Annotated in this window: 25 protein-coding genes and 1 pseudogene; 13 read left to right on the top strand and 13 right to left on the bottom strand. The window is 73.6% G+C overall.

The window, feature by feature from the left end; genetic code table 11:
- Positions 1–201: 201 nt before the first annotated feature.
- The 3 genes from ACLJT4_RS21305 to ACLJT4_RS21295 all read right to left on the bottom strand — a co-directional run bounded on the left by ACLJT4_RS21305 (position 202) and on the right by ACLJT4_RS21295 (position 2,152).
- Positions 202–759: a DUF3291 domain-containing protein gene (locus ACLJT4_RS21305; RefSeq protein WP_411124107.1), complete on the bottom strand. Its 558-nt coding sequence runs from the start codon at positions 757–759 to the stop codon at positions 202–204.
- A gap of 32 nt (positions 760–791) precedes the next feature.
- A complete protein-coding gene (locus tag ACLJT4_RS21300) occupies positions 792–1,487 on the bottom strand; it encodes a helix-turn-helix transcriptional regulator (protein WP_411124105.1) in 696 nt (231 codons plus the stop codon).
- A 65-nt stretch (positions 1,488–1,552) separates the two neighbouring features.
- Positions 1,553–2,152, bottom strand: a complete 600-nt coding sequence (locus ACLJT4_RS21295) for a hypothetical protein (protein ID WP_411124103.1) — start codon at positions 2,150–2,152, stop codon at positions 1,553–1,555.
- 393 nt (positions 2,153–2,545) lie between these two features.
- Between ACLJT4_RS21295 and ACLJT4_RS21290 the strand changes: the two genes are divergently transcribed.
- Entirely contained in the window at positions 2,546–3,445 is a 900-nt protein-coding gene (locus tag ACLJT4_RS21290; RefSeq protein WP_411124101.1) for an aminoglycoside phosphotransferase family protein, read from the top strand.
- Between the two features lie 106 nt (positions 3,446–3,551).
- Positions 3,552–3,950 (top strand): hypothetical protein, encoded by a 399-nt coding sequence (locus ACLJT4_RS21285; RefSeq protein WP_411124099.1) that lies wholly within the window; start codon positions 3,552–3,554, stop codon positions 3,948–3,950.
- A gap of 152 nt (positions 3,951–4,102) precedes the next feature.
- Here ACLJT4_RS21285 and ACLJT4_RS21280 read toward each other — a convergent pair.
- Positions 4,103–4,213 (bottom strand): annotated as a pseudogene (locus ACLJT4_RS21280) (VOC family protein); the annotation flags it as partial.
- 249 nt (positions 4,214–4,462) lie between these two features.
- Between ACLJT4_RS21280 and ACLJT4_RS21275 the strand changes: the two are divergent.
- Positions 4,463–5,302 carry a hypothetical protein gene (locus ACLJT4_RS21275; protein ID WP_411124097.1) on the top strand — a complete coding sequence of 280 codons (840 nt, stop codon included), beginning with the start codon at positions 4,463–4,465 and terminating at the stop codon, positions 5,300–5,302.
- A gap of 156 nt (positions 5,303–5,458) precedes the next feature.
- Positions 5,459–6,349 carry a hypothetical protein gene (locus ACLJT4_RS21270; RefSeq protein WP_411124095.1) on the top strand — a complete coding sequence of 297 codons (891 nt, stop codon included), beginning with the start codon at positions 5,459–5,461 and terminating at the stop codon, positions 6,347–6,349.
- A gap of 72 nt (positions 6,350–6,421) precedes the next feature.
- Here the strand turns inward: ACLJT4_RS21270 and ACLJT4_RS21265 are convergent, their stop codons facing one another.
- The 3 genes from ACLJT4_RS21265 to ppk2 all read right to left on the bottom strand — a co-directional run bounded on the left by ACLJT4_RS21265 (position 6,422) and on the right by ppk2 (position 9,524).
- Entirely contained in the window at positions 6,422–7,798 is a 1,377-nt protein-coding gene (locus ACLJT4_RS21265) for a sensor histidine kinase (protein WP_411124093.1), read from the bottom strand.
- Positions 7,795–8,457 (bottom strand): response regulator transcription factor, encoded by a 663-nt coding sequence (locus tag ACLJT4_RS21260; protein WP_411124091.1) that lies wholly within the window; start codon positions 8,455–8,457, stop codon positions 7,795–7,797. The genes ACLJT4_RS21265 and ACLJT4_RS21260 overlap by 4 nt, the downstream gene beginning before the upstream one ends.
- A gap of 239 nt (positions 8,458–8,696) precedes the next feature.
- Entirely contained in the window at positions 8,697–9,524 is an 828-nt protein-coding gene (gene ppk2, locus ACLJT4_RS21255) for a polyphosphate kinase 2 (protein ID WP_233660150.1), read from the bottom strand.
- A 221-nt stretch (positions 9,525–9,745) separates the two neighbouring features.
- On the opposite strand from ppk2, the gene ACLJT4_RS21250 reads away from it, so the two are divergent.
- From ACLJT4_RS21250 to ACLJT4_RS21240, 3 genes are all read left to right on the top strand, one after another.
- Positions 9,746–10,429, top strand: coding sequence for a CBS domain-containing protein (locus ACLJT4_RS21250; protein ID WP_411124088.1), 684 nt, complete (start codon positions 9,746–9,748; stop codon positions 10,427–10,429).
- 223 nt (positions 10,430–10,652) lie between these two features.
- Positions 10,653–11,327 (top strand): CBS domain-containing protein, encoded by a 675-nt coding sequence (locus tag ACLJT4_RS21245; RefSeq protein ID WP_411124086.1) that lies wholly within the window; start codon positions 10,653–10,655, stop codon positions 11,325–11,327.
- Between the two features lie 125 nt (positions 11,328–11,452).
- Complete coding sequence (locus tag ACLJT4_RS21240; protein WP_411124084.1) at positions 11,453–12,100, top strand: CBS domain-containing protein; 648 nt, start codon at positions 11,453–11,455, stop codon at positions 12,098–12,100.
- A 21-nt stretch (positions 12,101–12,121) separates the two neighbouring features.
- Here the strand turns inward: ACLJT4_RS21240 and ACLJT4_RS21235 are convergent, their stop codons facing one another.
- A complete protein-coding gene (locus tag ACLJT4_RS21235; RefSeq protein WP_411124082.1) occupies positions 12,122–12,697 on the bottom strand; it encodes a hypothetical protein in 576 nt (191 codons plus the stop codon).
- A 186-nt stretch (positions 12,698–12,883) separates the two neighbouring features.
- On the opposite strand from ACLJT4_RS21235, the gene ACLJT4_RS21230 reads away from it, so the two are divergent.
- Positions 12,884–13,570, top strand: a complete 687-nt coding sequence (locus ACLJT4_RS21230; RefSeq protein WP_411124080.1) for a response regulator — start codon at positions 12,884–12,886, stop codon at positions 13,568–13,570.
- 75 nt (positions 13,571–13,645) lie between these two features.
- On the opposite strand, the gene ACLJT4_RS21225 is transcribed toward ACLJT4_RS21230, so the two are convergent.
- Positions 13,646–15,358 carry a GAF domain-containing protein gene (locus ACLJT4_RS21225; RefSeq protein ID WP_411124078.1) on the bottom strand — a complete coding sequence of 571 codons (1,713 nt, stop codon included), beginning with the start codon at positions 15,356–15,358 and terminating at the stop codon, positions 13,646–13,648.
- 145 nt (positions 15,359–15,503) lie between these two features.
- Positions 15,504–16,334 carry a universal stress protein gene (locus ACLJT4_RS21220; protein ID WP_411124076.1) on the bottom strand — a complete coding sequence of 277 codons (831 nt, stop codon included), beginning with the start codon at positions 16,332–16,334 and terminating at the stop codon, positions 15,504–15,506.
- A 519-nt stretch (positions 16,335–16,853) separates the two neighbouring features.
- Between ACLJT4_RS21220 and ACLJT4_RS21215 the strand changes: the two genes are divergently transcribed.
- Positions 16,854–17,315 (top strand): cyclic nucleotide-binding domain-containing protein, encoded by a 462-nt coding sequence (locus ACLJT4_RS21215; RefSeq protein ID WP_411124074.1) that lies wholly within the window; start codon positions 16,854–16,856, stop codon positions 17,313–17,315.
- Between the two features lie 90 nt (positions 17,316–17,405).
- Here the strand turns inward: ACLJT4_RS21215 and ACLJT4_RS21210 are convergent, their stop codons facing one another.
- From ACLJT4_RS21210 to ACLJT4_RS21200, 3 genes are read right to left on the bottom strand one after another with little or no spacing between them, the layout of a single operon-like run.
- Positions 17,406–18,134: a helix-turn-helix domain-containing protein gene (locus ACLJT4_RS21210; RefSeq protein WP_411124072.1), complete on the bottom strand. Its 729-nt coding sequence runs from the start codon at positions 18,132–18,134 to the stop codon at positions 17,406–17,408.
- Between the two features lie 51 nt (positions 18,135–18,185).
- On the bottom strand, positions 18,186–19,049 hold the full coding sequence (locus ACLJT4_RS21205) for a universal stress protein (protein WP_411124070.1): 864 nt from the start codon (positions 19,047–19,049) through the stop codon (positions 18,186–18,188).
- On the bottom strand, positions 19,046–19,756 hold the full coding sequence (locus tag ACLJT4_RS21200; protein WP_411124068.1) for a CBS domain-containing protein: 711 nt from the start codon (positions 19,754–19,756) through the stop codon (positions 19,046–19,048). The genes ACLJT4_RS21205 and ACLJT4_RS21200 overlap by 4 nt, the downstream gene beginning before the upstream one ends.
- A 249-nt stretch (positions 19,757–20,005) precedes the next feature.
- Between ACLJT4_RS21200 and ACLJT4_RS21195 the strand changes: the two genes are divergently transcribed.
- From ACLJT4_RS21195 to ACLJT4_RS21180, 4 genes are all read left to right on the top strand, one after another.
- Entirely contained in the window at positions 20,006–20,998 is a 993-nt protein-coding gene (locus ACLJT4_RS21195; protein WP_411124066.1) for an Acg family FMN-binding oxidoreductase, read from the top strand.
- Between the two features lie 291 nt (positions 20,999–21,289).
- Entirely contained in the window at positions 21,290–22,561 is a 1,272-nt protein-coding gene (locus tag ACLJT4_RS21190; protein WP_411124064.1) for an APC family permease, read from the top strand.
- A 157-nt stretch (positions 22,562–22,718) separates the two neighbouring features.
- Positions 22,719–23,588, top strand: coding sequence for an acyl-CoA thioester hydrolase/BAAT C-terminal domain-containing protein (locus ACLJT4_RS21185; protein WP_411124062.1), 870 nt, complete (start codon positions 22,719–22,721; stop codon positions 23,586–23,588).
- A 261-nt stretch (positions 23,589–23,849) separates the two neighbouring features.
- Positions 23,850–24,833 (top strand): zinc-dependent alcohol dehydrogenase family protein, encoded by a 984-nt coding sequence (locus ACLJT4_RS21180; RefSeq protein WP_411124060.1) that lies wholly within the window; start codon positions 23,850–23,852, stop codon positions 24,831–24,833.
- Positions 24,834–24,872: the final 39 nt, after the last annotated feature.

The raw sequence follows: 24,872 nt of genomic DNA, 5'->3' as shown, positions 1-24,872 counted from the left end.
ACCGGGCACCGCGGGAAGGCCGAATGCGAAAATCGCGCCTGAGCTGCCGGAACGCGATGTGCCTGGAACGTTGGAAGGGAACGCCGGCATCGGCTGGTTCGCCTGGCTGTGCCTCTGCGACGGCCGGTCGGACGACGGCGACGTCGGGCGCGGCCCCGAGGGCTGGACCAACGACCCGTACTCGTACCGGGGGCGGCGTCCCTACACCGCCGCCGCGTCGCCGGCCGGTGACGGCCGCGAGTCCCGGGCCGGCTGCTCGGAGGGTGGTGACGACACGGCCTGGAGGTGCGGGGTGGCCTCGGCGGCGGGGTAGGAGGAGGCGAAGGTGAACGCGCGGTGGGACGGCCCGTTCGCCCGCAGTTCCGCCAGCCGTTCCATGGCCTCGTCCACGGTCGGGAGGTGGCCGGCGGGGACCCACCAGAGCACCAGGTGCGCCTCGACGTGCCGTTCGAACCATTCGCGGCGCCGCTGCATCGCCTCCAGGTGCCCGCTGCGGTAGGTGAACTCCCACAGGGCCTCCGGGGTCTCCCACACCGACATGGTGATGATGACGTTCTCGCCAGCCGGGCGCAGGCCGGTGGCGTCGGCGGCGCCCTCCTCGACGAGCCGCCACACGAAGCCGGGTGCGTCGTCGGCGGAGGCGTTGACCGGGTCGAGCAGTTCCACGAAAGGGGCGACGCGCGGGTCGTCGAGGGGGTGGCGGAGCGTGGCGACGTTGAGTTGGGCGAGGTGGACGGCGGCATGCGCGGGTGCGGTCATGGCGTCATCCCAGCATGGCCCGGTTTTCTATGTCAATGATAATTGTTTTTAGAGTTCTCGATCACCACGCAACACTCCCCGGGACGGGCGTCCATACGGGCACGAACGGCACCATCCGTCCCGAACAGCCCCTCCAGCAGCGCGAGATTCATCCCGCAGACCAGTGGCGGAAAGCCCTCCGCGACGGCGTGGAACGGGCAGTTGCGCATGCGGACGACGCGCCCGGCCGGCTCGGTGTCCGCGGTGTCGTCGCCACCTCCAGGGCCCTCCAAGTGGGGTTCGTAACCGCGGGCCGCCAGCGTCTCCATGGCCTCTTCGAGGCCGCCGCAGGGCGCCGCCGTGCCGCGCAGGGCCGCACCCCGGCGACGCGCGACCGCGCGCAGCCCGGCATCCAACCCGGCCTCCTCGGCGGCCTCGGCGAGCAGCTCGGCGGCGGTGCGGTAGTCGCGGGCGGGCAGCGACACCGACCGCTCGCCCCGCGCCCGCGTGTACACCTTGGCGGGACGCCCCGCCCCCGGCCCCGAACGGCCCGTCAGACGGCGGCTGCCGCTCTCCAACAGCCCGACCTCGGCCAGCTTGTCCAGGTGGTGCGCCGCGAGCGTGCGCGCCACCCCTGCCGCCTCGGCGGCCTCGTTGCGGCCGACCTCACGGCCCTGCGCCGCCACGTACTCGTACAAGCGGCGTCGCACCGGATCCTGCAACGCCGCGATCGCCTCGATGTTCTCCACCCAGTCATTCTAGGAACGCCCCACAGGGGAGAGCGGAGAGCGCGGTGCGGCCAGGGCCTCCGGCATCAGGTCCGGAACGCGAGCTCGGCCCGGAGCCGGCCCTTGCCTGCCCGGCTCCGATCGCTCCAGTAGAGGGCCTTGTACGCGGCGTGCCGCCGCAGGTTCGCGGTGATCGGAGTCGCGCCGTTCGCGCCGCAGTGGGCGTGGCGGCAGACCCAGTCCCACGTGACGCGCTGACCGTTGTCGTCCACGATCTCGATCCAGTCCCGGCCGGCGTGCGGATCCCGCCCCGTGGGCACGCGCCACGTGACGCTGACGCCGCTGAGGTACGTCGGGTACGCCGAGCTCCGGAGCTGCGCCGGCGACACCTCTTCGATCACGAAGTCGGCGTCGAGCTTCCCAGGACCCGTCCCAGGAGCCTCGGGGCCCTCGGTCCGGTGCGTCGGTGGCGACCAGAGCCCGCGCGTCGATTCCGTCTTCGGCGCCTCCTGCACGGCGGCCCGCGTCGACCCGTCCGAACCCTGGGGCGCCGCGGAAGCCGCTCCCAGCGCCACCACGGACGCACTCGCCAGCACCCCGGCGGTGACCGCGGCCCGCCACCGGGACGTGTTCGCCCTGGCGCATAAGGAAGAGATCGTGCCCCTGCCTCGCGTGCGGAACGACATGCCCACTCCACTCAGCCGTTGATCTGTGATCGCTGCGCCGGAAACGCTAGGAAGCGGAGGTGAACGTTCCTTCAACGATCGCTCAACGTCCAGCATTCACCGAAACTCGCAGCGATGAGATGCGATGTGAGGCAGCCCCGCCCCGTGCACGATCCCGAGCACCTCGACGAACACCGCGTTCCCATGGGTCTGGAGACCGCCGCCGAGTACGACCGAAGCATGCGGAAGACGTAGGGAAAACAGACACCGGTGGGTGCCTCTCGGGACGACGGGTGGAGTTCGGTGCGAAGGCTGTGCCCGGCGAAATGGAGAGAGGGGAAAGCGTGTTGAGGAGGCGGGTCGGCCGGAAACGCGTTTGACGTTCCTCGGCGCCGGAAGGTCGGATGACGTGCCATGAGCGCAGGGCAGATGCATCCCGACATGCACCCCATCGACGACGACCTGGTGCGGCGGCTGATCGCCGGGCAGTTTCCGCAGTGGGCGGGGCTGGCGGTGGAGCGGCTGCCGTCCGGCGGCACGGTCAACGCCATGTACCGGCTGGGCGACGACATGGTCGTACGGCTCCCGCTGGTGAAGGGCGGGGCCGACGACGTGTCGAGGGAGTGCACCTGGCTGCCGCGACTCGCGCGCCGCCTGCCCACGCCCGTCCCCGAAGTGCTCGGAGCCGGGCGGGCGGCCGAGGGGTATCCGTGGCCGTGGTCGGTGTACCGGTGGCTCGCGGGCGAGCACCCCGAGGCGGGAGCGCTGAGCGCGCCGGCCCTGCTGGCCGAGGACCTGGCCGCATGCGTGGCGGCGATGCGGAGCGTCACCCTTCCCGGCGCACCGCAAGCCCACCGCGGCGGGCCGATCGCCCTGCTCGACCAAGAGACCAGGTCCGCGATCGAACAACTGCGGGGCATTCCGCAGGAGGGCGTCGACTGCGATGCCGCCACCGCCGTGTGGGAGGACGCGCTGCGGGCGCCTGACTGGGACGGCCCGCCGGTGTGGCTGCATGCCGATCTCATGCCGGGCAACGTCCTGGTGGACGGCGGCAGGCTGACCTCCGTCATCGACTTCGGGTGCCTGGGGGTGGGGGATCCGGCCTGCGACCTGTTCCCGGCGTGGAACCTGCTGCCCGCCGGTGCGAGAGAGGTCTTCCGGGAGGCGCTGGACGTGGACGACGCGACCTGGATCCGCGGCCGGGGACGGGCGCTCTCGCAGGCACTGGTCGCGCTGCCGTACTACCGGAGGACGAACCCGGCGATGGCGCACAACGCCCGGCACGTGATCCGGACGGTGCTCGACGAGGGCTGAGGGTGCCGCTGCGGGTGGGCGCGAGCCGACCCAGGTCCTTCGTTGATCCCGGCGGCCGGATGGTCGTACTGGCGAGTAAGGTGACGGAATTCCTCAAGGAGGCGTCATGTCACTGTCAGCTCGATCCCCCCGGTACCTCGCCGGACTCCTGGCCGGGGCGGCGGCCGCGCACTACGTCGTCCCCAAGCAGTTCGATGCGACCATTCCCCGTGCCCTGCCCGGCTCTCCCCGGACCTGGACCTACGCGAGCGGGGCCGTGGAACTGGCCCTGGCCGCCGGCGTGGCGCTGCCGCGCACGCGTCGCGTGGCGGCGCTGGCCGCGGCGGGGTTCTTCGTCGCGGTGTTCCCGGCCAACGTGCAGATGGCCGTCGACTGGCGCCGTCGCCCGGCCCCCTTGAAGGCCGCTGCCCTGGCACGCCTACCGTTGCAGGCGCCCTTGGTGCTGTGGGCCCTGAACGTCGCGAAGCAGCAGGGCGGATCTCCGTCCGGCGGTGGAAAGCGGTAAGGGAGCGGACGGGGCTGTGGGGCCGGCCGCCGCGTGCCGAGCGTTTCGTTCGTGACGGCCGGCCGTTGTGGTGCGCCGGGCGGCGGCGGTCCGGGCGCAGCCACCTGTCATGCGCAGCCGGTCGGGGCGGCGTGCGCGCGTGCGCGTCCGCATCAGGAACGCACCGGGGCTCGGTCGAACTCGCCGCGCAGCACGCAGAATCCGTTGCCCTCGGGGTCGGCGAGGATCGCCCAGCCCGAACCGTCGGGGTTCCGGTGATCGGCGTGATCTCCGCGCCAGGCGCCACCGGGTCGCGTGCATTCTCCGCGCGCACCGCTCGGGGCCCCGGGCAGCCACAGGTGGTCCCGCCGGTTGCGTCCGTCGGCTCCCGCTCCAGTGCCGCAGGAGCGGTCCTCGCCGACCTGGACGGCAGGCACCGGCGTTGGCTGTTCGGCATCGGCGCCACCGGCGCTCCGCCGAGGGCGCACGGCAGTCAGGATGCGTTCAGGTGGCCCGTGGCACGGTCGAGCCTCATGACATCCGAGACCTCACCCACCCCCGCGCCGACCGTGCCGGGCAGCGAAGCCGCACCGTCCGGCCGTCGCCTGCTGGGGAACAAGGTGCCCGAAGTCACCCTCTACTTCTGGATCATCAAGGTGCTGTGCACGACGGTCGGGGAGACCGCGGCCGACCTGCTCAACGCCCGGGCCGGCCTCGGCCTGACCGGGGTGTCGGCCCTGATGAGCGCCCTGCTCGCCGTCGTCCTGGTCGTGCAGTTCCGCAGCCGCTCCTACCGTGCCGGCGTCTACTGGCTGGCCGTCGCCCTGATCAGCGTCGTCGGCACCCTGGTCAGCGACAACCTCACCGACAACCTGGGCGTCCCCCTGGCGGCCAGCACGACCGTCTTCGCCCTCGTCCTGGCGATCGTCTTCGCGGTCTGGTACCGGCGGGAACGGACGTTGTCCATCCACCACATCGACACCACCGGGCGCGAGTCCTTCTACTGGCTCGCCGTGCTGTTCACCTTCGCCCTCGGCACGGCGGCCGGGGACCTGGTATCGGAACGCCTGGCCCTCGGATACTGGCTCTCCGCGGTCCTGTTCGGCCTGGCGATCGCCGCAGTCGCCCTCGCCCACTTCGCGCTCGGGCTGGACGCGGTGTGGAGCTTCTGGATCGCCTACGTGCTGACCCGCCCGCTCGGCGCGTCCCTCGGCGACTACCTCTCCCAGCCGACCGGCGACGGCGGTCTGGGCCTGGGCACCGTCGTCACCAGCGCCCTGTTCCTCGCCGTCATCCTCGCCCTGGTCGGATACCTGACGGTGACGCGGAAGGACGTGACGCCCCCTCAGGAGGTGGTGCGGGACGCGGGCTGAGGGGGGCGGGCGGCAGGCGTTCAGGATGCGTTCATGCTGCCCCTGCCAAGGTCGGATGTGGCGATCGTCCCCCCGGCGGTCGCCCGTCCCGCAGGGCGCTCGCCCCACACTGCGGAGCGTTTGCCCTGCGCCACGACCACACCAGGAGCCCCCACCTTGCAGCAGTCGCAAGTCCTCGCCGACCACGACGTCGCGAGCCCGCCGAAAGCGGTGCTGAAGAAGCTGCCCGAAGTCACCCTCGCCTTCTGGGTCATGAAGATCGCCGCGACGACGCTGGGGGAGACCGCCGGTGACCTCTTCTCCCAGACCCTGAAACTGGGCTACTTCCTCACCACGATCGCGCTGTTCCTGATCTTCGTGGTGACGCTGGTCGTCCAGCTCCGTTCCCGCCGCTACCACCCGTTCTCCTACTGGACGGTGATCCTGTCGACCAGCATGGCCGGCACCACGATGTCCGACTTCATGAACCGCGACGCCAGCGCCGCGTACCTCTCCAAGGGTTCCACCTCGCTCGGTTGGGGACCGCAGGGGCTGGGCCTCGGCTACCCGATCGGCGCGGCGATCCTGATCTCGGTCCTGCTGGCCATCTTCGCGCTCTGGAAGGTCAGCGGGATGACGTTCCGGATCCGGGACATCGTCACCTTCCGCGGCGAGGCGCTGTTCTGGTCGGCGATCCTCGTCTCCAACACCCTCGGCACGTCCATGGGCGATTTCCTGTCCGACAGCTCCGGCCTCGGCTACGGCGGCGGGGCGCTGCTCGTCGCGGGAGCGCTCGCCGTGCTCGTCGCCCTGATGAAGGCGCCCGCCGTGCCGAACGTCCTGCTGTTCTGGCTGGCGTTCGTGCTCACCCGCCCGCTCGGTGCGACCGCGGGCGACTTCCTGACCAAACCGATCGCCAAGGGCGGCCTGGACCTCGGCACCACCGGTTCGTCGCTGGTGCTGCTCGCCGTCCTGCTCGGCCTCATGGCCGTCATGCAGGTCCAGGAGCGCAGGACCCGGGTCGGACGCGCGCAGGTGGCGGAGCCGGTCGCTGCGCGGGGCGACTGAACCACCGCCCCACCGCTTCGGAGGCGAGTCGACCTCGCCGTTACCGGCGCACGGCACGGAGCCGGCGGCGGGTCACCCGGCCGGCAGGTCGGCGAGGAAGCGCGCCCCGGTCGTAAGTGTGGGGTCGTGGGACACCTCGCCGCCGACGGCGCGGGCCAGTCGCCGTGCGAGCGGCAGGCCCAGGCCCGCGCCGTCGTGTCCGTCGTCGTCATCGGCCCGGCGGCCGGGCTGGAAGAGGGCGTCGACGAAGTCCGCGGGGACGCCCGGACCGTCGTCCGTGACGTCGATGCGCACGCCGCCGGACCACGGCCGCACGGACACGGTCACCGTGGAGCGGGCGTAGCGGACCGCGTTGGCCAGCAGCGGGTTGACGATGCGTGCCAGGAGAGCGGGCGCCACGCCGGCCGCCAGTGCCGGATCCGCGGCCTCGACGACGGCCGTCACCCGTCCCCGCCCGTCGACGTCGGCGACCAGCCGGTGCAGCACGGGTGCGACGGCTGTGATGCCCGGGGCGGTTGCGGCGCCCGGTGCGCCCGCGCGGGCGTCGTCGAGCAGCGTGTCGCAGATGGTGCGCATGGACTGGGCGGCGTCGGCGATGACCGCGTGGGTGGCACGGGTTTCGGCGGCGGAGCGGGGGCGGGTCCGCCACCAGTCGAGTTCGGCGATGATCCGGGCGAGCGGGGTGCGCAGTTCGTGGGACAGCTCGCCGGTCAGCTGCTGCTCGTGGCGCAGGACGGCGTCTATGCGGTCCAGCAGGGCGTCCAACGACGTTCCCAGCAGGGCGAGTTCGGTCGGGTGGCCCTTGGTGCCGAAGCGTTCGTCGGAGCCGACGGCGCTCCACTGGGCGGCCTGGTCGGTCATGAGGCGCACCGGACGCAGTGCCCGCCCCACCGCCAGGCGGGTCAGCGCGTAGGTGCACGCGAGCATGAGGGCGTCCAGGACCAGGGAGCCCAGCAGCAGGGTGTCGGCCGAGTTGCGGTACGGGGCGAGGTCCAGGGCGGTCACGACCGTGGCGGCGCTGCGCGGACCGGGCACGGGGCGGGAACACAGGCGGACGAGGCGCGGGTCTTCGGCCTCGATCGTCGTGCACCGTTCGCCTCCTCGCGCGGCGAGCTGCGCGGCGGCCCTGGTCAGGGTGCCGTCGGCGATGGCCGTCGGCGGCTTCTCCAGCAGGCGCGTACCGGTGTAGATCCACACGTTCGCGTCCAGGAGACGGTCGTTGGCGGTCTCCACGATCCGCACCCCGCGGCCGCTGGTGTCGACGGTCGTGGCGACGGCGGCCCCGCGGCTGCCCAGTTCGTTGTCCGCCTGGTGCCGCAGGTGCCGGTTCACCGCGGTGTTGAAGACCACCGTCAACATGGCCATCAGGAGCGCGGCGGTGGTCAGCGCCACGAGCGAGAGCCGGCCGCGCAAGGTGCGGGGAGCCAGGCGACGCACGAGTGGGGTCATGACAGCCGGTTGCCGATGCCGCGCACGGTGGTCAGGCTCAGGTCGCTCCCCGCCGCGCGCAGTTTGCGGCGCAGTCGACTCACGTACTGGTCCAGCGTGTTGTCGCTGACCTGGGCTCCGTCGGGCCAGGCGGCCCTGATCAGGTCGCGGCGGCGCACGAGGTTGCCGCTGGCAGCCACGAGGGTGGCCAGCAGCCGGAACTCCGTGGGGGACAGATCCACCTCGGCAGCACCGGCGCGGGCCGTGTGTTGGGTCGCGTCCAGAACCAGATTCCCGGCCGTGGCCACGACCGACGGCGCGGCACGTTTGAGCATGGCTCTCAACCGGGCGACGAGTTCGGCGAGGTGGAACGGCTTGGGCAGGTAGTCGTCGCCTCCGGCGGAGAACCCGGACAGCCGGTCGGTCAGGTGGTGGCGGGCCGTCAGGAAGACGATGGGGGCGACGCATCCGTTGGCGCGCATCGCCTGGCACACGTCCCGGCCGTCCGCGTCGGGCAGCCCGACGTCCAGCACGACGGCGTCGATGTCGTGGGCGATCAGTCGTAGGGCCATGGCCCCGTCGGCGGCGAGCACGGGCGCGAAGCCCTCGTCGTCGAGGCCGCGGCGGAGCACGTCGCGCAGGGCGTGATCGTCCTCCACGACCAGGATCTTGTGGTGCATGGACCTCCGTCCGGGCCTCGGCAGCGACCCTCTCCGGTGGGCAACTCCACCGCGACCCCTCATTCGACTACAAGCTTGTAGACGCTCGGTGGGACTGTAACCGACGCCGCGGGGCGGATCCAACCACCCTCCCGTGCACCGCACTCGGCGTGGAGCGCGACGGCGACACACCGGCCCTCGACCGCCTGTCGCCGTCGTCACCTGACGCTCGTGCCGCACCGCGCCCCCGGGGGGCGGTGTCACTTCTCCAGTTCGGCCGCGTGGTCGGGGACGTAGGTCTGGAGATCGCGCGGCGGGCGCCGGTAGCCGCTGCTCGGCGGGCGGGGCGGGAGGTCCAGCAGCGGCGGGGTGACGTCGTGGTACGGCACGGTGGACAGCAGGTGGGCGATCATGTTGAGCCGGGCCCGGCGCTTGTCGTCGCTCTCGACGACGTACCACGGAGCCTCGGGGATGTCGGTGTGGACGAACATGTCGTCCTTGGCCCGCGAGTAGTCCTCCCAGCGGGTCAGCGATTCGAGGTCGACGGGGGAGAGCTTCCAACGCCGGGTCGGGTCGTCCAGCCGCTGCCGGAAGCGCTGTTCCTGGACGTCGTCGCTGACGGAGAACCAGTACTTGCGGAGCAGGATCCCGTCTTCGACCAGCATGCGCTCGAAGACCGGGCACTGGTGGAGGAAGCGCTGGTATTCGGTGGGCGTGCAGAATCCCATGACCCGTTCGACGCCGGCGCGGTTGTACCAACTGCGGTCGAACAGCACGATCTCGCCCGCCGCGGGCAGCTGCTCCACGTAGCGCTGGAAGTACCACTGCGTGCGTTCGCGTTCGGTGGGCCGGGGGAGCGCGACGATGCGTGCCACCCGGGGGTTGAGGTAGGCGGTGACGCGCTTGATGGTGCTGCCCTTGCCGGCCGCGTCGCGCCCTTCGAAGACCACCACGAGCCGGGCGCCTTCGCTGCGGACCCACTCCTGGAGCTTGACCAGTTCCGTCTGCAGTCGGAACAGCTCGCGTTCGTACCGGCCCTTCGACAGCTTCCTCGGCCCGTGGTCGCTGCCGTCCTGGTCGTCCGCCATGCCACGACGGTACGAAGACCCGGGCCGCGACGGGCGGGCGAGGGAGCCGAACGGGGCAGTGCCCGGAAGGCGGCCCCCTCCCGACGCGGGGAAAGGGCCGGACGGCCCTGTCCGGCCGACCGGGCGCGCCGCAGGGTGGGGAGTGGTGCCCGGACCGGGCGCGTGCCCTACGGCCGCACGAGGACCGTGCGGTGTGGAACCGCTCCCAAGGAGGCGTCACCATGTCGAACACTCCGCACCGGGTCAGCGACGTCATGACGCAGCCCGTGGCAGCCGTCGACCGGGGAGCCGGCTTCAAGCAGATCGTCGAGACCCTGTGGCGCTGGCAGGTGAGCGCGTTGCCGGTCGTCTCGACCGAGCGGCGGGTGGTCGGCGTGGTGTCCGAGGCCGATCTGCTGCCCAAGGAAGGCTTCCGGGAGGCGGACGCGGACCGGCTGGAGCGTCTGCGGGCGTCCGACGACGTCCGTCGCGCGGAGGCCGTGACCGCCGGGGAGCTGATGACCAGCCCCGCCGTGACCGTGCATGCGGACGCGACCCTGGCCCAGGCGGCGCGGACGATGGCGAGGGCGTCCGTCAAACGCCTGCCGGTCGTGGACGGGAACGGGCTGCTGCTGGGCATCGTCAGCCGGGCCGATCTGCTGAAGGTCTTCCTGCGCTCCGACGACGACCTCGCGCGGGAGGTGCGGCGCGCGCTCGCGAAGTTCTTCGCGGCACCGGCGAGGGACCTGCACGTCGAGGTCACCGACGGGGTGGTCACGCTGAGCGGGCAACTGCGGGACCGGTCGTTGGTGCCCGTGGTGGCGCGTCTGGTGCGCACCGTGGAGGGCGTGGTGGACGTGGCGTACGACGTGACGGGGGCCGCGCCGGTCCGTGTGGGCCCGGCGGCGGAGGGACCGAGTCGGTGAGCGCGGACGGGGCGCGGAGCCCCGCGCCGGAGCGCCGCCCCGCTCGCGCTCTTGCGCCGGACCCCTCCCGCCGGCGTGCGGCCCTCGGCCGTGCCGGACGGGCGCTCCCCGGCCGGTCGGGCGGCCGGTAGGGCCGGACGGCCCCTGCCCGCAGCCGGCGGATCGACGCAGGCTGAAAGCGTCGCACCCCGGGGCGCGGCAGCCAGAGGGAGGAGACGGCGTCATGGCGCACACTCCGCACACCGTCAGCGACGTGATGACCCAGACGGTGGTCGCCGTCGGTCAGGAGGCCCGCTTCAAGGAGATCGTCGAGACCATGGAGCAGTGGAAGGTGAGCGCCCTGCCGGTGCTCGCGGGCGAGGGGCGGGTGATCGGCGTGGTCTCGGAGGCCGACCTGCTGCCCAAGGAGGAGTTCCGGGACGCGGACCCCGACCGGATGGAGCAGCGGCAGCGGCTGGACGACCTGCGCAAGGCCGGTGGTCTCACGGCGGGTGAGTTGATGAGCGCCCCGGCGCTGACCGCGCACGCCGACGACACCCTCGCCCAAGCCGCCCGGACGATGGCGCGCAGGGCCGTCAAGCGACTCCCGGTGGTCGACCGTCAGGGCCTGTTGCAGGGCATCGTGAGCCGGGCCGATCTGTTGAAGGTCTTCCTGCGCTCCGACGCGGACCTGGCGGCGGAAGTCCGGGCGGACATCGTCGACCGGCTGTTCACCGGGACGCGTAAGAAGGTCGAAGTGAGCGTCAAGGACGGGGTGGTGACGCTGCACGGACCGCTCCTCGACAGCGCGCTGCTGCCCGTCGCGGCCCGACTGGTTCGGGCGGTCGAGGGTGTCGTGGACGTGACCTTCGACGTCCATGCGGCTTCGGCGGCGGAGCGACGGATGGTGGCCGGCTGAGGAACGGCCCGGGCCGCGCGGCCCGCGGGATCAGCCTCCGGCCCCACCGGGCCACCGATCCGCATCCGCGCCGGCTCTGATGGAGCCGGCAGGGGACGACGCACCGGGCGGAGGAGGGAACGGAGATGAAGCGGCGACGGGTCGGGGCGGTCATGACCGGCGACGTCGTCCGCGCGCACCGGGGGACGCCAACCGCGGACCTCGTGCGGTGGATGGCCGAGTTCGGCATCAACGGCGTGCCGGTGGTCGATGCCGACGACAAGGTGCTCGGGGTCGTCTCGGCGACGGACCTGGCACGGGCGCGCCCCACCGGCGACAGTGCCCCGGGCCGCTCCGCGCAGGCCCTGATGTCCGCCCCGGCACGCACCGTCCGCGCCGACGACTCCGTCGTCCGGGCCGCCCGCCTGATGTCCTCCTACGGCATCGAGCGGCTCCCCGTCGTGGACGAGGAAGCCCGCCTCGTCGGCATGCTCACCCGACGCGACGTCCTCCGGCTCTTCGCCCGCGCCGACGGGGAGATCCGCGACGAGGTGATCGACGAGATCGTCGTGCGGCTGATGTGGCTGACCCCGGAGAGCGTCGAGGTCTCCGTCCGTGACGGCGTGGTGACGCTGGCCGGCCGCCTGGACAGCAGCGGGCAGGTGGCCGCCGTGGTGTGGATGACCCGGCAGATCGACGGCGTCACCGCCGTCGTCAGCCGGCTCACCCACCGGTACGAGGGCGGGTACGCGGGACCCGAGGGGCCGGCGGACCCCGGCGGCCCGCGGCGCTGACCGCCGGCAGCCCGCGCGCGGTCACTGACGGTGGTGCCGGCCCGGTGCGTCGAGTTCCGCCCACTCCCGTTCCCACTGGGCGAACCGCCTGCGGTCCAAGAGGCTGACCGCTGCCCGGTCCGCGCCGAAGACCACCAGGCCGGCGCCGCACGCGGCCACGGTGCCGGTCGCGACGCCCATGGCGAGGGTGTCCGCCGCAGAGTTCGGATCCCGCACCAGAGCGCCGCTGCGGTCCAGCCACACCGGGGTCCGGTCGCCCACCCGCACGCCGGACGGCACGGCCGCCTCACCCGTGCGCACCCGGTCGTCCGGGGTCACCCACCGCACCGTCGCGTGCACCCGGCCACCGCCGGCGCTCCCGGTATCGAAACCGACCGTGCCGGGCGGCTGCCGGGTCACCACGGCGGTGACGCGGTGCCACTCGGCGCGCTGCTGCTGTGCCGCCTCGACGACCGCTTGGCCGGCCGCCACCCCCACGGTCGGCGCCCCCACGACCAGCAGCAGGCCGGTGACCAGCGTCAACCATGACTGCAGCACGTCCGTGCCCCGCCGCATGGGGCCGTGCCGCCACGGCGGGTGAGGCTTGTGCAGAGGCATCCCGCACCCCCTTCGGCTGCTGCTCCGAGCCTGCCATCCGGGGCCGCGGCGGAAGAGGGCCGAACGGTCCCGGACCGGGGGCCGGCCCGCCTCGGCGGTGCCGCGCCGGGACCGTTCGGCCCTGGCGCACCGCCCCGGGGGACGCCAGCATGGAGCAGGGAGCCGGTTCCACGGACGGAGGGCCTCATGGGCGAGACGGGCGCCTTCTCACCGCAGCGGCCGATCCGGGTGTTCCTGGTCGACGACCACGAGGTGGTGCGGCGCGGCGTGCAGGACCTGCTCGACGCGGAACCCGACATCGAGGTGGTGGGTGACGCCGGGACCGCGGGCCGTGCGTTGGCCCGGGGACCGGCGCTGCGGCCCGACGTGGCGGTGCTCGACGTCCGCCTGCCGGACGGCGACGGGATCTCCGTCTGCCGTGAGCTGCGCTCGCGGATGCCGGGGGTGGCCTGCCTGATCCTCACCTCGTTCGACGACGACGACGCGTTGCTCGACGCGATCATGTCCGGTGCCGCCGGATACGTCCTCAAGGAGATCAAGGGGGCGGACCTGGTCGCCGCGGTGCGCACCGTCGCGACGGGGCGCTCGATGCTCGACCCGGCGACCACCGCCCGGCTCATGCGCCGCCTGCGGGGCGACGAGGACGACGCCCAGCCGGAGGACGACGCCCTGTCCGGCCTGTCGGCACGGGAGCGGGAGATCCTCGGCCTGGTCGGCGAAGGACTGACGAACCGTCAAATCGGAGCGCGGCTCTACCTGTCGGAGAAGACCGTCAAGAACCACATCTCCCGCCTGCTGGCCAAGCTCGGCGTCGAGCGCCGCATCCAGGCAGCCGTCCTGGCCACGCGGCACGGCGCGGGGACCGGCACGTGAGGACCGGGCCACGGCGGGCGACGGCACCCCGAGAACCGTTGCCCGCCCCCCGGCGGGCGGCTCTCCCACCGACCGTCACGCGGGTAGCGGCACCGACCACACCAGGCGGGTGCCGCCGGTCGTCGGCGCCTCGACGGTCATCCCGCCGCCGGCGTTCTCGGCCCGCTTCGCGAGGTTCAGCAGGCCACTGCGCCGGCCGCCGTTCTCGGTGATGCCGACCCCGTCGTCCGCCACGGTCAGGGTGAGCCGGCCGGCACGGGCGATCAGGGACACGTCGGCCGAGCGGGCACGGGCGTGTCGGGCGACGTTGGTCAGGGCTTCCCCCAGCACCGCCAGCGCGTGCTCGGCGAGCCCGGCCGGCACGTCCGTGTCCAGCAGCCCCGCCATGTGCAGGGACGGCATGAACCCCAGTGCGCGCGACGCCTCCTCCAGCGTGGTGACCGTCCGGGCCCGGAGCCCCTGCCGCCCGCGGGCCACGTCGTGCGAGCGCAGTCCGAAGATGGTGGATCGGATGATCTTGATGGTCTCGTCCAGGTCGTCCACCGCACGCAGCAGGCGCTCGTGCGCCTCCGGGTGATCGACGAAGCGCACCGTGCTCTGCAACGTCATCCCGATGGCGAAGAGTCGTTGGATGGCCAGGTCGTGCAGGTCACGGGCGATCCGGTCGCGGTCCCTGAGCAGGGTCAACTGGTCGGCGGTGGAACGCTGTTCGGACAGTTCCATGGCGAGCGCGGCCTGACCGGCGAAGGTCAGCAGCGGGGCGGTCTCGGACTCCGTGAAGGGAGCGCGCCCGCGCAGCCGGGCGAGGATGAGGACGCCAAGGACCTTCTCACCGGCCGCCATGGGAACCGCCACGGCCGGCCCCAACCCCCACCAGCGGGGCGGCCCCGCCGTGATGCGGGGGTCGTGCTCCACGTCCGCGCTGATCAGCGGGCGTCCGGCGGACAGCGCCGCGCCCCCGAACGACCCCTGGCGAGGCAGCACCAGCCCGCGGTGGGCCTCGGCGTCCACGCCGGACGCCAACTCCATGCGCAGGCAGTCGCCCGCCGCGGGCAGTGCCAGGACCCCGAGGTCGGCGGCGAGGATGCGCACCGCGTGGTCGACGATCGTCGACAGCACGTCGTTGCCCTCCGCCCCCGGCAGCAACCCGGCCACGATCTCGTGGTTCGCCGCCAACCACTCCTGGCGGTAACGCGCCTGCTCGAACAGCCGGGCGTGTTCGACGGCCACACCCGCGGCCACCGCCAGCGTCGACAGCAGCGTCTCGTCACCCTCGGTGAACGGACCGCCACCGCGCTTCTCGGTCAGGTACAGATTGCCGAAGATGTCGTCCCCGACCCGGATCGGCACCCCCAGGAACGCGTGCATCGCCGGATGGTGCGGCGGGAAGCCGTAGGACGCGGGGTGCGCGCCCAACTCGTCCAGCCGTAGCGGCGCCGGGTGGCGGATCAGCTCGCCGAGGATCCCGTGGCCGGCCGGCAGGGGGCCGATGGCCTTGAACTGCTCGTCCGTCAGCCCGACCGGCAGGAACTGACTGAGGCCGCCGTCCGGGCCGATGACACCGAGGGCGCCGTACCGCGCGTCCGCGACGACGACGGCGGCCTCGACGATGTGGCGCAGCACCTGGGGCAACTCCAGCCCGGTGCCCACCGACAGCACGGCTTCGAGGAGCAGGTGCTGCGACGGTCCGCTCGCCCGCTCCACCGCGCGCAGCTGCTCCAACAGGTCGTCCGGCAACGCGTGCAGATGCGGACGCCCCCCGTCCGTCCGGCTGTAGCCCTCGCCCACGGCAGCCCTCCACAGCGGCCGGTGTCCGTGGCCCGGCCACACCACCCACGGTAGTGCCGGGGGCCCACGGACACCTCCCGTGCGATGGGCCCCGCCGCACGCCCTCGCCCCCACCGTCGAGAAAGGACGGGCCGCCGCGCGCGGGTCACCCCCTCGGAACGACCGCGACCGGGCAACGGGAATGGTGCAGGAGGGCCAGCACGACCGGTCCCAGAGGCATCGGCATGCGGTGCGTCCGGCGCCCGACGACCAGCAGCCCGGCGCGCGACGAGGCGCCCAGGAGCGCCGGCACGGCCCGGTCGCCGACCACCTCCTCGATCACCCGGACGTCCGGGTGCTTCCCGCACCACGGGGCGAGGCTCGCGGCGAGCACCTCCCGCTCGGCCGCCGTGGACGCGGCCTCGGCGTCGCCCGCGACCGCCGGGGCCCGGGCGCGTACGGCGTGCAGGTCGGCGCGGTGCACGGCGGCGGTCGTGAACGCGTAGGCGAGCACCGCGTCACCTTCCGTGCCCGTCTCCTGCACGCCGACGACGACTTCCGGGCCGGGCCCGACGGCCGACTCCTCCTCGCGGACGGTGACCACCGGACACTCCGCCCGCCCCAGAACGCGCAGGCTCACTGACCCCATCAGGAAGCCGGCGATGTCGTCGTGCCCGCGCGATCCGAGCACCAGCAGCGTGGACTCCCCACTGCGGTCCGCCAGCGCGTCCGCGGCTTCCTCCGCCACGTGCTCCACCTCCACCGCGATCCCCGGATGCAGTTCCCGGGCCACGGCCTCGGCCCGCCGGAGCACCTCGGCTCCGTACCGACGCCGGTCGGCGTCCTCAGGCACGAGGGAGACCGACCACGGCTGGGAGACCCAGGAGTGCAGGAGGCGGAGCGGCAGGTGGCGGACGGCCGCCTCCTCGGCGCCCCAGCGCACCGCGGGCTCACTGTTGCCGGTGCCGTCGAGCCCGACGAGGACCGAGCCGCCCATGTCACGCCCCCTCCCGAGCGGAGGTCCGCGCAGGGCCGCCGGCCACGGGGCGGCGGACGCGCCGGCCACGGGCATCGGCCCGCCCGGTGGTCACCGCGGCCGGCGAGCAGCCCGCGAGCCGCTCGCCCAGGTGTGCCTGCACCGCCCTCACCTCGCTCGTGCACGGGTGTCCAGTCCCGAACCTGCGCCACCGGACGCGTCAGGGGAAGGGGGCGAGTCGCCCGGCCAAAGGGTCGTTCGGCCCAAGGACCGAGGACCGACCGGAACTGTCCTGCGAAGCCTCCGGGGGCTTTCCCTGGAACGGACGGGGAGGACGGTCCGGAAGCGGAGGAGCGGAGCGGGGTCGCGCACCGCGCGATCAGGGTTCGCGAGGAGTGGACGGTCCTCCCGGTCGTGGACGCCGGCCGGCCCGCGCGGGCCGGCACGTTCCTGCCCCGTCCGCCGGCGGCCGGGCCAGGCGGCCCGCGGTGTTCCGGTGGCGCCGCCCGGCGGACGCGGTGGGTGACGAGGAGGACCGCCATGGGTACCACGCCGCTGCTCCAGGGACTTCCGCCCAACGGGCGGGAACGCCTGCTGGCCTTCGCCCACGAGGTGACCTTCCCGGAAGGCACCCGCCTCTTCGAGGAGGGTGGGACCGCCGACCAGTTCTGGATCATCCGTACCGGGTCGGTCAACCTCGACGTGCGGTTGGCGGGCCGGCGGCCGGCAGTCGTCGACGTGCTCGGCCCGGAGGACCTGCTGGGTTGGTCCTGGCTCGTCCCGCCGTACCGCTGGCGGATGGGCGCGGAGGCGTTCACCCTCGTCCGGGCCCACGAGTTCGACGCGACGGCGGTGCGCGCGCTGTGCGGAGCGGACCCGGTCCTGGGGCTGGCGGTGACCCGCCGGGTGCTCGACGTCGTCGCCCGCCGGTTGTCGGCCACCCGGCACCGGCTGGTCGACCTCGATGGCGCGGGAGCCAGGCGCCAACCCACCGCGCCCTGAACGGCGCCGGGAGGCCGGCGGCGCCGCGGCGCCGAAGCCCCGGCAGACCCGCAGGACCCGCCCGTCCGGCGCCCCGCACCGCGGGCCGGCTCACGCGTCCGCCGCCCGGGGTGCGCCACCGGTCGGCGGCGTCGGCGCCCCGGGAACCCTGATGCGTCGCCCGCTGAGGTGGTGGGGCCGGAGGGCGATCCACTGGTACCGCCCGCTGCCCACCCACGGCGCCGAGTACGCCTGCTCCTCGAACCTGCGGGACTCGTAGAAGCCGGTGACGACCTCGGCGGGCCCCACGGCCAGCACGCTCCACCCCTGACTGAACGCGTCGTCGATGTGGTCCACCTCCAGCGCCGCCTCGTGACCGGCCGCCGCCGCCGGGCCGGAGCCCGCCTGCGTGCGGTACGCGATCACGTCGTCCACGACGGTGTAGTTGACGGGGAAGACGGCGGGGGTGTCGTCGACCGTCACGGCCACCCGCCCGATGCCGTGCGTGGAGAGCAGCTCCCGGCATTCGGCGGGGCCGAGGGCCAACACCTCGGGATGCGCCCCGGCCTGGCCGAAACCGGTCGGGAGGTCGACCGTGCTGCCCGTCAGCTCGGCGACCGTGGTGTCGAGCGCCCCGGCGAGGCGCAGCAGGAACCCGATGCTCGGCTCGGCCGCGTGCTCCTCGACGTACGCGAGGTAGCCGGGGGACGCGGCGGCCCGGGCGGCGACCTCCGCACGGCTCAGCCCCAGCTGCTGCCGCCGCGCCGCGATGCGACGCCCCAGGTCACTGCGGCCCCGCCCCGGCTCGGTGCCGGACCCGCTCGCTCGGTCGGTCGTCATCGTGCACGCCTCCTCTCTGCCCGTGGCCGAAATCCCGTGGGTGCGGGGCGGCTACGCGTGCCGCACGATCGCCACGGGACAGGGCGCATGGTGGACGGCCGCGTGGACGACGTGGCCGATGCGCGGGACGACGTGGCCGAGGTGCCGACGGCCCACGACGAGCAACTGCGCTCCGGCCGCCCCGTGCAACAGGGCCGGCGCGGGACTCTCCATGACCACCTGCTCCTCGACCCGCACGTCCCGGAACTTCTCCCGCCACGGACGCAGCGCCTCGGACAGTTCCTCGCGGGCGAGCAGCTCCGCCCGTTCCACGGCGCCCCGCCCCACGGCACCGCCCAGGTCGTAGGCGAACGGCGGCGGGTTCCGGCCGTGCACGGCGCGCAGCGGCACGGCGCGCCGGGCGGCGGTCTCGAAGGCGAAGGCCAACAGCCCTTCGCACGGTGCGCGCAGGCTGACGCCGACCGCGATGCCGTTGGCGTCCTCCATCTGGGGACTGTCCTGCCGGGACCGCACCAGGACCACCGGGACCGCGACCCGCGACACCAGGTCCAGACCGGTTCCGCCCAGTGCGAAGCGCGCCACCGGCCCCAACCCCCGAGAGCCCAACGCCAGCAGATCCGCCTGCTCGGCGGCCTCGACCAGGGCCTCCAGCGGTGGTTCGCGCACCAGGGACACGTCCACGGGCAGGCCCGGCTGCGTCGACTCGACCGCCGCCCTGGCCTCCTCGACGATCCGGTCCGGCCAGTGCGGCACCTCCGGCGTCCACGGCGCGCCCCGCGGTTTCCCCGTCAGGGGCTGCCACGCGGTCAGCAGCCGCAACCGGGCTTGCCGCAGCCGCGCCTCGTGCGCCGCCCACCGGGCCGCCGCCAGCGCCTGCGGAGTGCCGTCCACACCGACGGCGATGACGTCCTTCATGCCGGCGACCGGCTTTCCCCCGCACGCTCCTCCGTCGCGGCCCCGGCCGCCCGGTCGCCGCCGGCCGGCGCCCGCCTCAGGTCCTCGGACACCGACACCACGCCGTCGACGCCCGTGCACATCCGCACCAGCACGGGCACCAGCAGCAGATCGCTCACCGTGCCGTGCAGCGCGACCTGACCGCGATTGACCTCGGCGGTCACCCCCGCCGCACCGAGGCGCGCCGTACGCCCGATCACTTCCCGGGCGATCTCCTCCCGGATCGCCTCGTCCTTGCGCAGGAAGACGCGCAGCAGGTCGCTCCGGCTGACGATGCCCAACAGCACGTCCGCCTCGTCGACCACGGGCAGGCGTTTGAGCTCCTGCACCTCCATCAGGCGGGCCGCCTCCACCACCGTCCAGTCCGGATGGGCGCACACCGCCGGAGCGGACATCAGCTCTCCGGCGGTGCACCCCTCCGCCCTGGCCTTCTGCCACGCCTCCAGATGGGGCAGCGGCGTCCTTCCGGACAGATCGGACCGGTCGGCCGCCTTCCGCAGCAGATCGGCCTCCGAAACGACGCCGGCCGGCCTGCCGAGGTTGTCGAGCACCGGCACGGCGCTCACCGCGTTGTCGGCGAGCGTCTGCGCTATCTCCTTGAAGGGGGTGTCGAGCTGCACGCTCACGACCTTCCGGGTCATCAGCTCACCCACCGTGCGGTGCTGCATCTCCCGCTCCTTCCGCCAGCGCGGCCAGCGGACCGGCCACACCCCCAGCGTGACCGGTCCGCTCGTCGCACCGGTATGAGCCACTCGGCCCCCGCAGGTGGCCGGCCGTCCCCGTCGGCCCGACCGGCCCGAGCCGGGGGCCCTATGGCCCCTGACCGTTCCGCGGCACCCCCGCCACGCTGGAGGCACCTGCCGATTCACCGCGCGCCGTGCCCGGGCGCCCGGTCCGATCCGCCCGGGAGGCCCCCGGTGCTCACCCACCCCACCCTCAAGGACACGGCCGTCAAGGCACTCGTGGCGGAAGCCACCACCGCGCCGTCGATGCACAACGCCCAGCCGTGGCACTTCGACTACGCGCGGGCCGCACACACCCTGCTGCTCTCCGCCGACCTGGATCGCGCCATGCCGCTGGCCGACCCCACCACGCGGGGACTCCACCTCGGCTGCGGGGCGGCCCTGCTGACCCTCCGGGCCGCCGCCGCGCACGCCGGCCACCGAACCGTCACCACGCTGCTGCCGGCACCCCACAGCCCCACGATCCTGGCCTCGGTGCGGCTCGACGTGCCGCACGAGCCGCTGGACGTGGGCCTCTCCGCCCTCCAGCCCGCCATCGCCGTCCGGCACACCAGCCGCTTCCCCTTCACCGAGCGGCGCATCCCGGACGTCCTGCGCGCCGCCCTCGTCGAGGCCGCGGCCCGCGAGGGGGCGCAGCTGGCCTTCTTGACTACACCGCACCGCGAGGCGGTACTCGACCTCGTCCTGCACGCCGAGGGCTACGACCGCATGGACGACGGCCGGGAAGTCGAACAACGCAGGTGGACCCGCGGCGCCTCCGCCGCCGACACCGCGGACGGCATCCCGGAAGACGCCTTCGGCCCGGCCAAACGCGGCGGCGCGGCCCCGATGCGGGACTTCGCCGGCCGGCGCACCGTCCCCGGACGCGCCTACGCCGAGTTCGAGCAGCGGCCGCAACTGGCCTCCCTCAGCACCACCCACGACGGTCCCGCGGACTGGCTCCGGGCGGGCCAGGCACTGCAACGCGTCCTCCTCCTCGCCACCCGCCAGGGACTCGTCAGCTCCTTCGCCACCCAGGCCCTCGAATGGCCCGACCTGCGCTGGCTGCTGCGCGACCCGCGCTCCGGCACCGGCTGCGTCCAGATGATCCTCCGCCTCGGCTACGGCCCCGACGGGCCGCGCACCCCGCGCCGTCCGGTAGACGAAGTCCTGACGATCACCCCTTGAGCGCCGCCCCTCGCGTGCGTGTGCCCGCGCGCGTCGGCACACCGCTCCGGGCCCCGCACGCGGTACCCGGCAACCGCGCACCGCCGCTGCCTTCACCGACCCGGCGGTGCGCGCTCCTCCCTCAACCGGCCGGCGCCGCCCGGCCGGTGGCCGCCGCATCGCCCCGCACGCGCTCCCGGCCCGGCCCGGCCCCGACGTGTTCCGGTCGATCCCCTATCGTCTGCGCGGACCGCAGGGCACCTGCTCGCGGACCCGGCCGCCACGGGCCGAGGCAGACAAGGAGCACCGACGTTGAGCAGGACACCCCCGCCCCCACCCGGGACACCCGGCGCGCTCCAGCGGCGCCTGGGGGTCATGGACGCCGTGACGATCGGCCTCGGGTCGATGATCGGCGCCGGGATCTTCGCCTCCCTCGCCCCGGCCGCCCGGGCAGCCGGCTCCGGCCTGCTCATCGGCCTCGCCTGCGCAGCCGTCGTCGCCTACTGCAACGCGAAGTCCTCCGCCGGGCTCGCCGCCCGTTACCCGGCTTCCGGCGGCACCTACGTCTACGCCCGCGAGCGGCTCGGCGAGTTCTGGGGATACCTGGCCGGATGGGCGTTCGTGGTGGGCAAGACCGCCTCCTGCGCAGCCATGGCCCTGACCGTCGGCGCCTACGTCTGGCCCGACCAGGCACACGCGGTCGCGGCCGCCGCAGTGGTGGCGCTGACCGCGGTCAACTACGTCGGCGTGCACAGGTCCGCCCTGCTCACCCGGGCGATCGTCACCGTGGTCCTGGCGGTCCTGGCAGCCGTGGTGGTCACCGCGCTCACCTCCGGTGCGATCCAGACCGCCCGGCTGGACGTCGGCCCGGACGCCACGGTCGTCGGCGTGCTCCAAGCCGCGGGGCTGCTGTTCTTCGCTTTCGCCGGCTATGCCCGCATCGCCACGCTCGGCGAGGAGGTCCGCGACCCCGCGCACACGATTCCGCGGGCGATCCCGGTCGCACTGGGCATCACGCTGGCCGTCTACGCCGTGGTCGCCGTCGCCGTGCTGCTCGTGCTGGGCCCCGACCGACTGGCCACGACCGCTGCGCCGTTGACCGAAGCCGTCCACGCGGCGGGAGCCGACGGACTCACGCCCGTCGTGCGGGTCGGCGCAGCCGTCGCCGCGCTGGGCTCGTTGCTCGCCCTGATCCTCGGCGTCTCCCGCACCACCCTCGCCATGGCCCGCGACCACCACCTGCCCCACCACCTCGCCGCGGTGCACCCGAAGTTCAAGTCGCCGCACCACGCCGAGATCGCCGTCGGCCTGGTGGTCGCCGCCGTGGCCGCGACCGCGGACCTCCGCGCCGCGATCGGCTTCTCCTCCTTCGGCGTCCTCGTCTACTACGCCCTCGCCAACGCCTCCGCCTGGACCCTCACCCCGGCCGAAGGCCGCCCCGCCAGGATCGTCCCCGCCGTCGGCCTGACCGGCTGCCTCGCCCTGGCCTTCGCCCTCCCTCCGACCTCCGTCGCCACCGGAGCCGCCGTCCTCGCCGTCGGAGCCGCGCTCTACGCCGTGCGCCGCAGGACCCCACGCGGGTGACCCACCGGACCGGCCCAGGGAAGCCGGGCGGGTCGGGCCGGGAAGTGCCGGGGGAGCGGCACCACGTGATGCCGCGTCAGCCACCCTCCGGTCCGCTGAGGCCGGGCCGGTCACGCCTGGGAGGATCTTCGACACGAGTTCACCATGAGGGGGTCCAGTGGAGATCGTCGAGCACGTGATCAGTGCGCACTGCGAGGGCGTGAGGGTGGAGCCCGTCGGGGGCAGCAGGGTGGGTGTGCTGGTGCTGGCCGGTTCGAGCGGCCGCATCGAAACCGACCGCTGCCGCCTGCTCGCGCGCACCGGAATGACTGCGCTGTCGATCCGATGGTTCGGCGGCGAAGGCCAACCCGCGGGAATCCGCGAGATTCCACTGGAGACCTTCAGCACCGCGATCGATCTGCTGCGGGCCGGGGGAGCGGAGAGAATCGGTGTGCTGGGGGTGTCCAAGGGCGCCGAAGCCGCCCTGCTCCTCGCCGTCCGCGATCCGCGTGTCGATGCGGTGGCCGCGTTGTCGCCCACCTCCGTCGCCTGGGCGAACGTCGGTCCCGGTACCGATGGGAAGACCTACCCCTACCGCTCGTCGTGGACGTGGAGGCAGGAGCCCGTCCCGTTCGTCCCCTACGACGACAGTTGGGTTCCCGAGGAAGCGGAAGGGGAGCCCACTGCCTACCGAACGCTCTACGAGCGCAGTAGGCAGACCTTTGACGAGGCGGCGAGGCAGGCCGTGATCCCGATCGAGCAGTCCGCCGCCGAGATTCTGCTCGTGGCGGGCGGTGACGATGAAATGTGGCCGTCGTTGCTGTTCGCGCAGGAGTTGGCGTCACGTCGTGCTTCGGTGGGCCGCACTGCCAAGGTCATCAGCACGGCCGACGCCGGGCATCGCCCGCGGTTGCCGGGGGAGGGGCCGGCCGCTTCGTCCCACCGGTTCCGCTACGGCGGTACCGCCGAGGCCGACGCCGACCTCGGTGCGCAGGCATGGCCTGACATCGTGAGCGTGCTCGCAGGACCTGTGGTCCTGGGGAGCTGATCAGGCTGGCCGGTGTCAGGCGACTGGTGGTGGCGAACAGATGCCGGACCCCGTGCGGTCGGGGATCGCCCGGTGGCGGTCCGCACGTGCAAGCGCACCTGCCCGTGCTGTGATCAGGGAAACGGGCCCTGGTGCGGGCGGTCGCGTGGTGCGCGCGGCACCGGCCCGGCCGGGCTCGGGACGGATCCCCGTCGCGGGCGCGCCCCGCCCCGCTCGTAGGATGGGGCGCGCTGACGCGTGCAACGGGTAGGGAGGCTGTCGGTGCTGGCTGCCGTTGCCGACTCGCCCGGCCGACTGGCGGACGTCCTGGCGATCCGCGACGTGGACGGGCCGGCGGCCCCCGGCGCGGGCGAGGTCGTGGTGCGCATGCTCGCGGCGACGGTCAACCCCTCCGACCAGGTCAGCGTCTCGGGTGCGTACGGGTCGCGGACGTCGTTCCCGATGGTCCCCGGGTTCGAGGGCGTCGGGGTGATCGAGGCGGTCGGGCCGGGGGTGCCAGGCAGGGCGCTGGGGCGGCGGGTGCTGCCGCTCGGATCGGCGGGGAACTGGCAGCGGTACAAGCGGCTCGGCCACTCCTGGTGCGTTCCGGTGCCGGACGACGTGCCCGACGAGGTCGCCTGCTTCGCCTACATCAACCCCCTCACCGCCACGCTGATGGTCGACCGGTTCTGCGGGCCGGGCGTGCGCGAGGTCGTGGTCACGGCGGCCGGGTCGGCCATCGGACGGCACCTCGCGGAACTCCTTACCGAACGCGGGATCACCCCGGTGGGGATCGTGCGGGGCACGCCGGGGCGGGGCGTGGCCGATGCGTCCCGGTGGCGGACCGTGGTCGCGACGAACGAGTCCGGTTGGCGCGACCGGCTGCGGGCGGCGGTCGGTCCGCGGGGCGCCGACGTCACCTTCGACTGCGTCGGTGGGGCCGTGGGCGGCGACGCGTTCGCGCTGACGGCGGGCGACGGCGTGTTCGTCCACTACGGCCTGCTGTCGGGGACACCGCTCCCGGCGGTGTGCTTCACCGGTGGCGGCGGTGCCCGCGTGGAGCTGTTCCGCCTGCGCGACACCGTCCAGAAGGACGGCGGGCGGCACCTGCCCGCACTGTTCGCGCCGGTCTTCGACGACCTGCGCCGCGGTCGCCTGCACACCGCGGTGGGGCCACGCATCGGCCTCAGCGAACTCGTCGATCACCTCAGGGGCCCGGCGACCGGCCGCCGGGCCGGGAAGATCCTCATCGATCCGCAGCGGTGAGGGCCGCACTTGTCCGTGCTCGCACGGGCGTGAGCCCTG

The sequence above is a fragment of the Streptomyces sp. x-19 genome, from assembly GCF_046549115.1.
Taxonomy (GTDB): Bacteria; Actinomycetota; Actinomycetes; order Streptomycetales; family Streptomycetaceae; genus Streptomyces; species Streptomyces albulus_C.
Note: the sequence above shows the minus strand (reverse complement) of the source record. Positions and strands in the feature narration are given on the sequence as shown.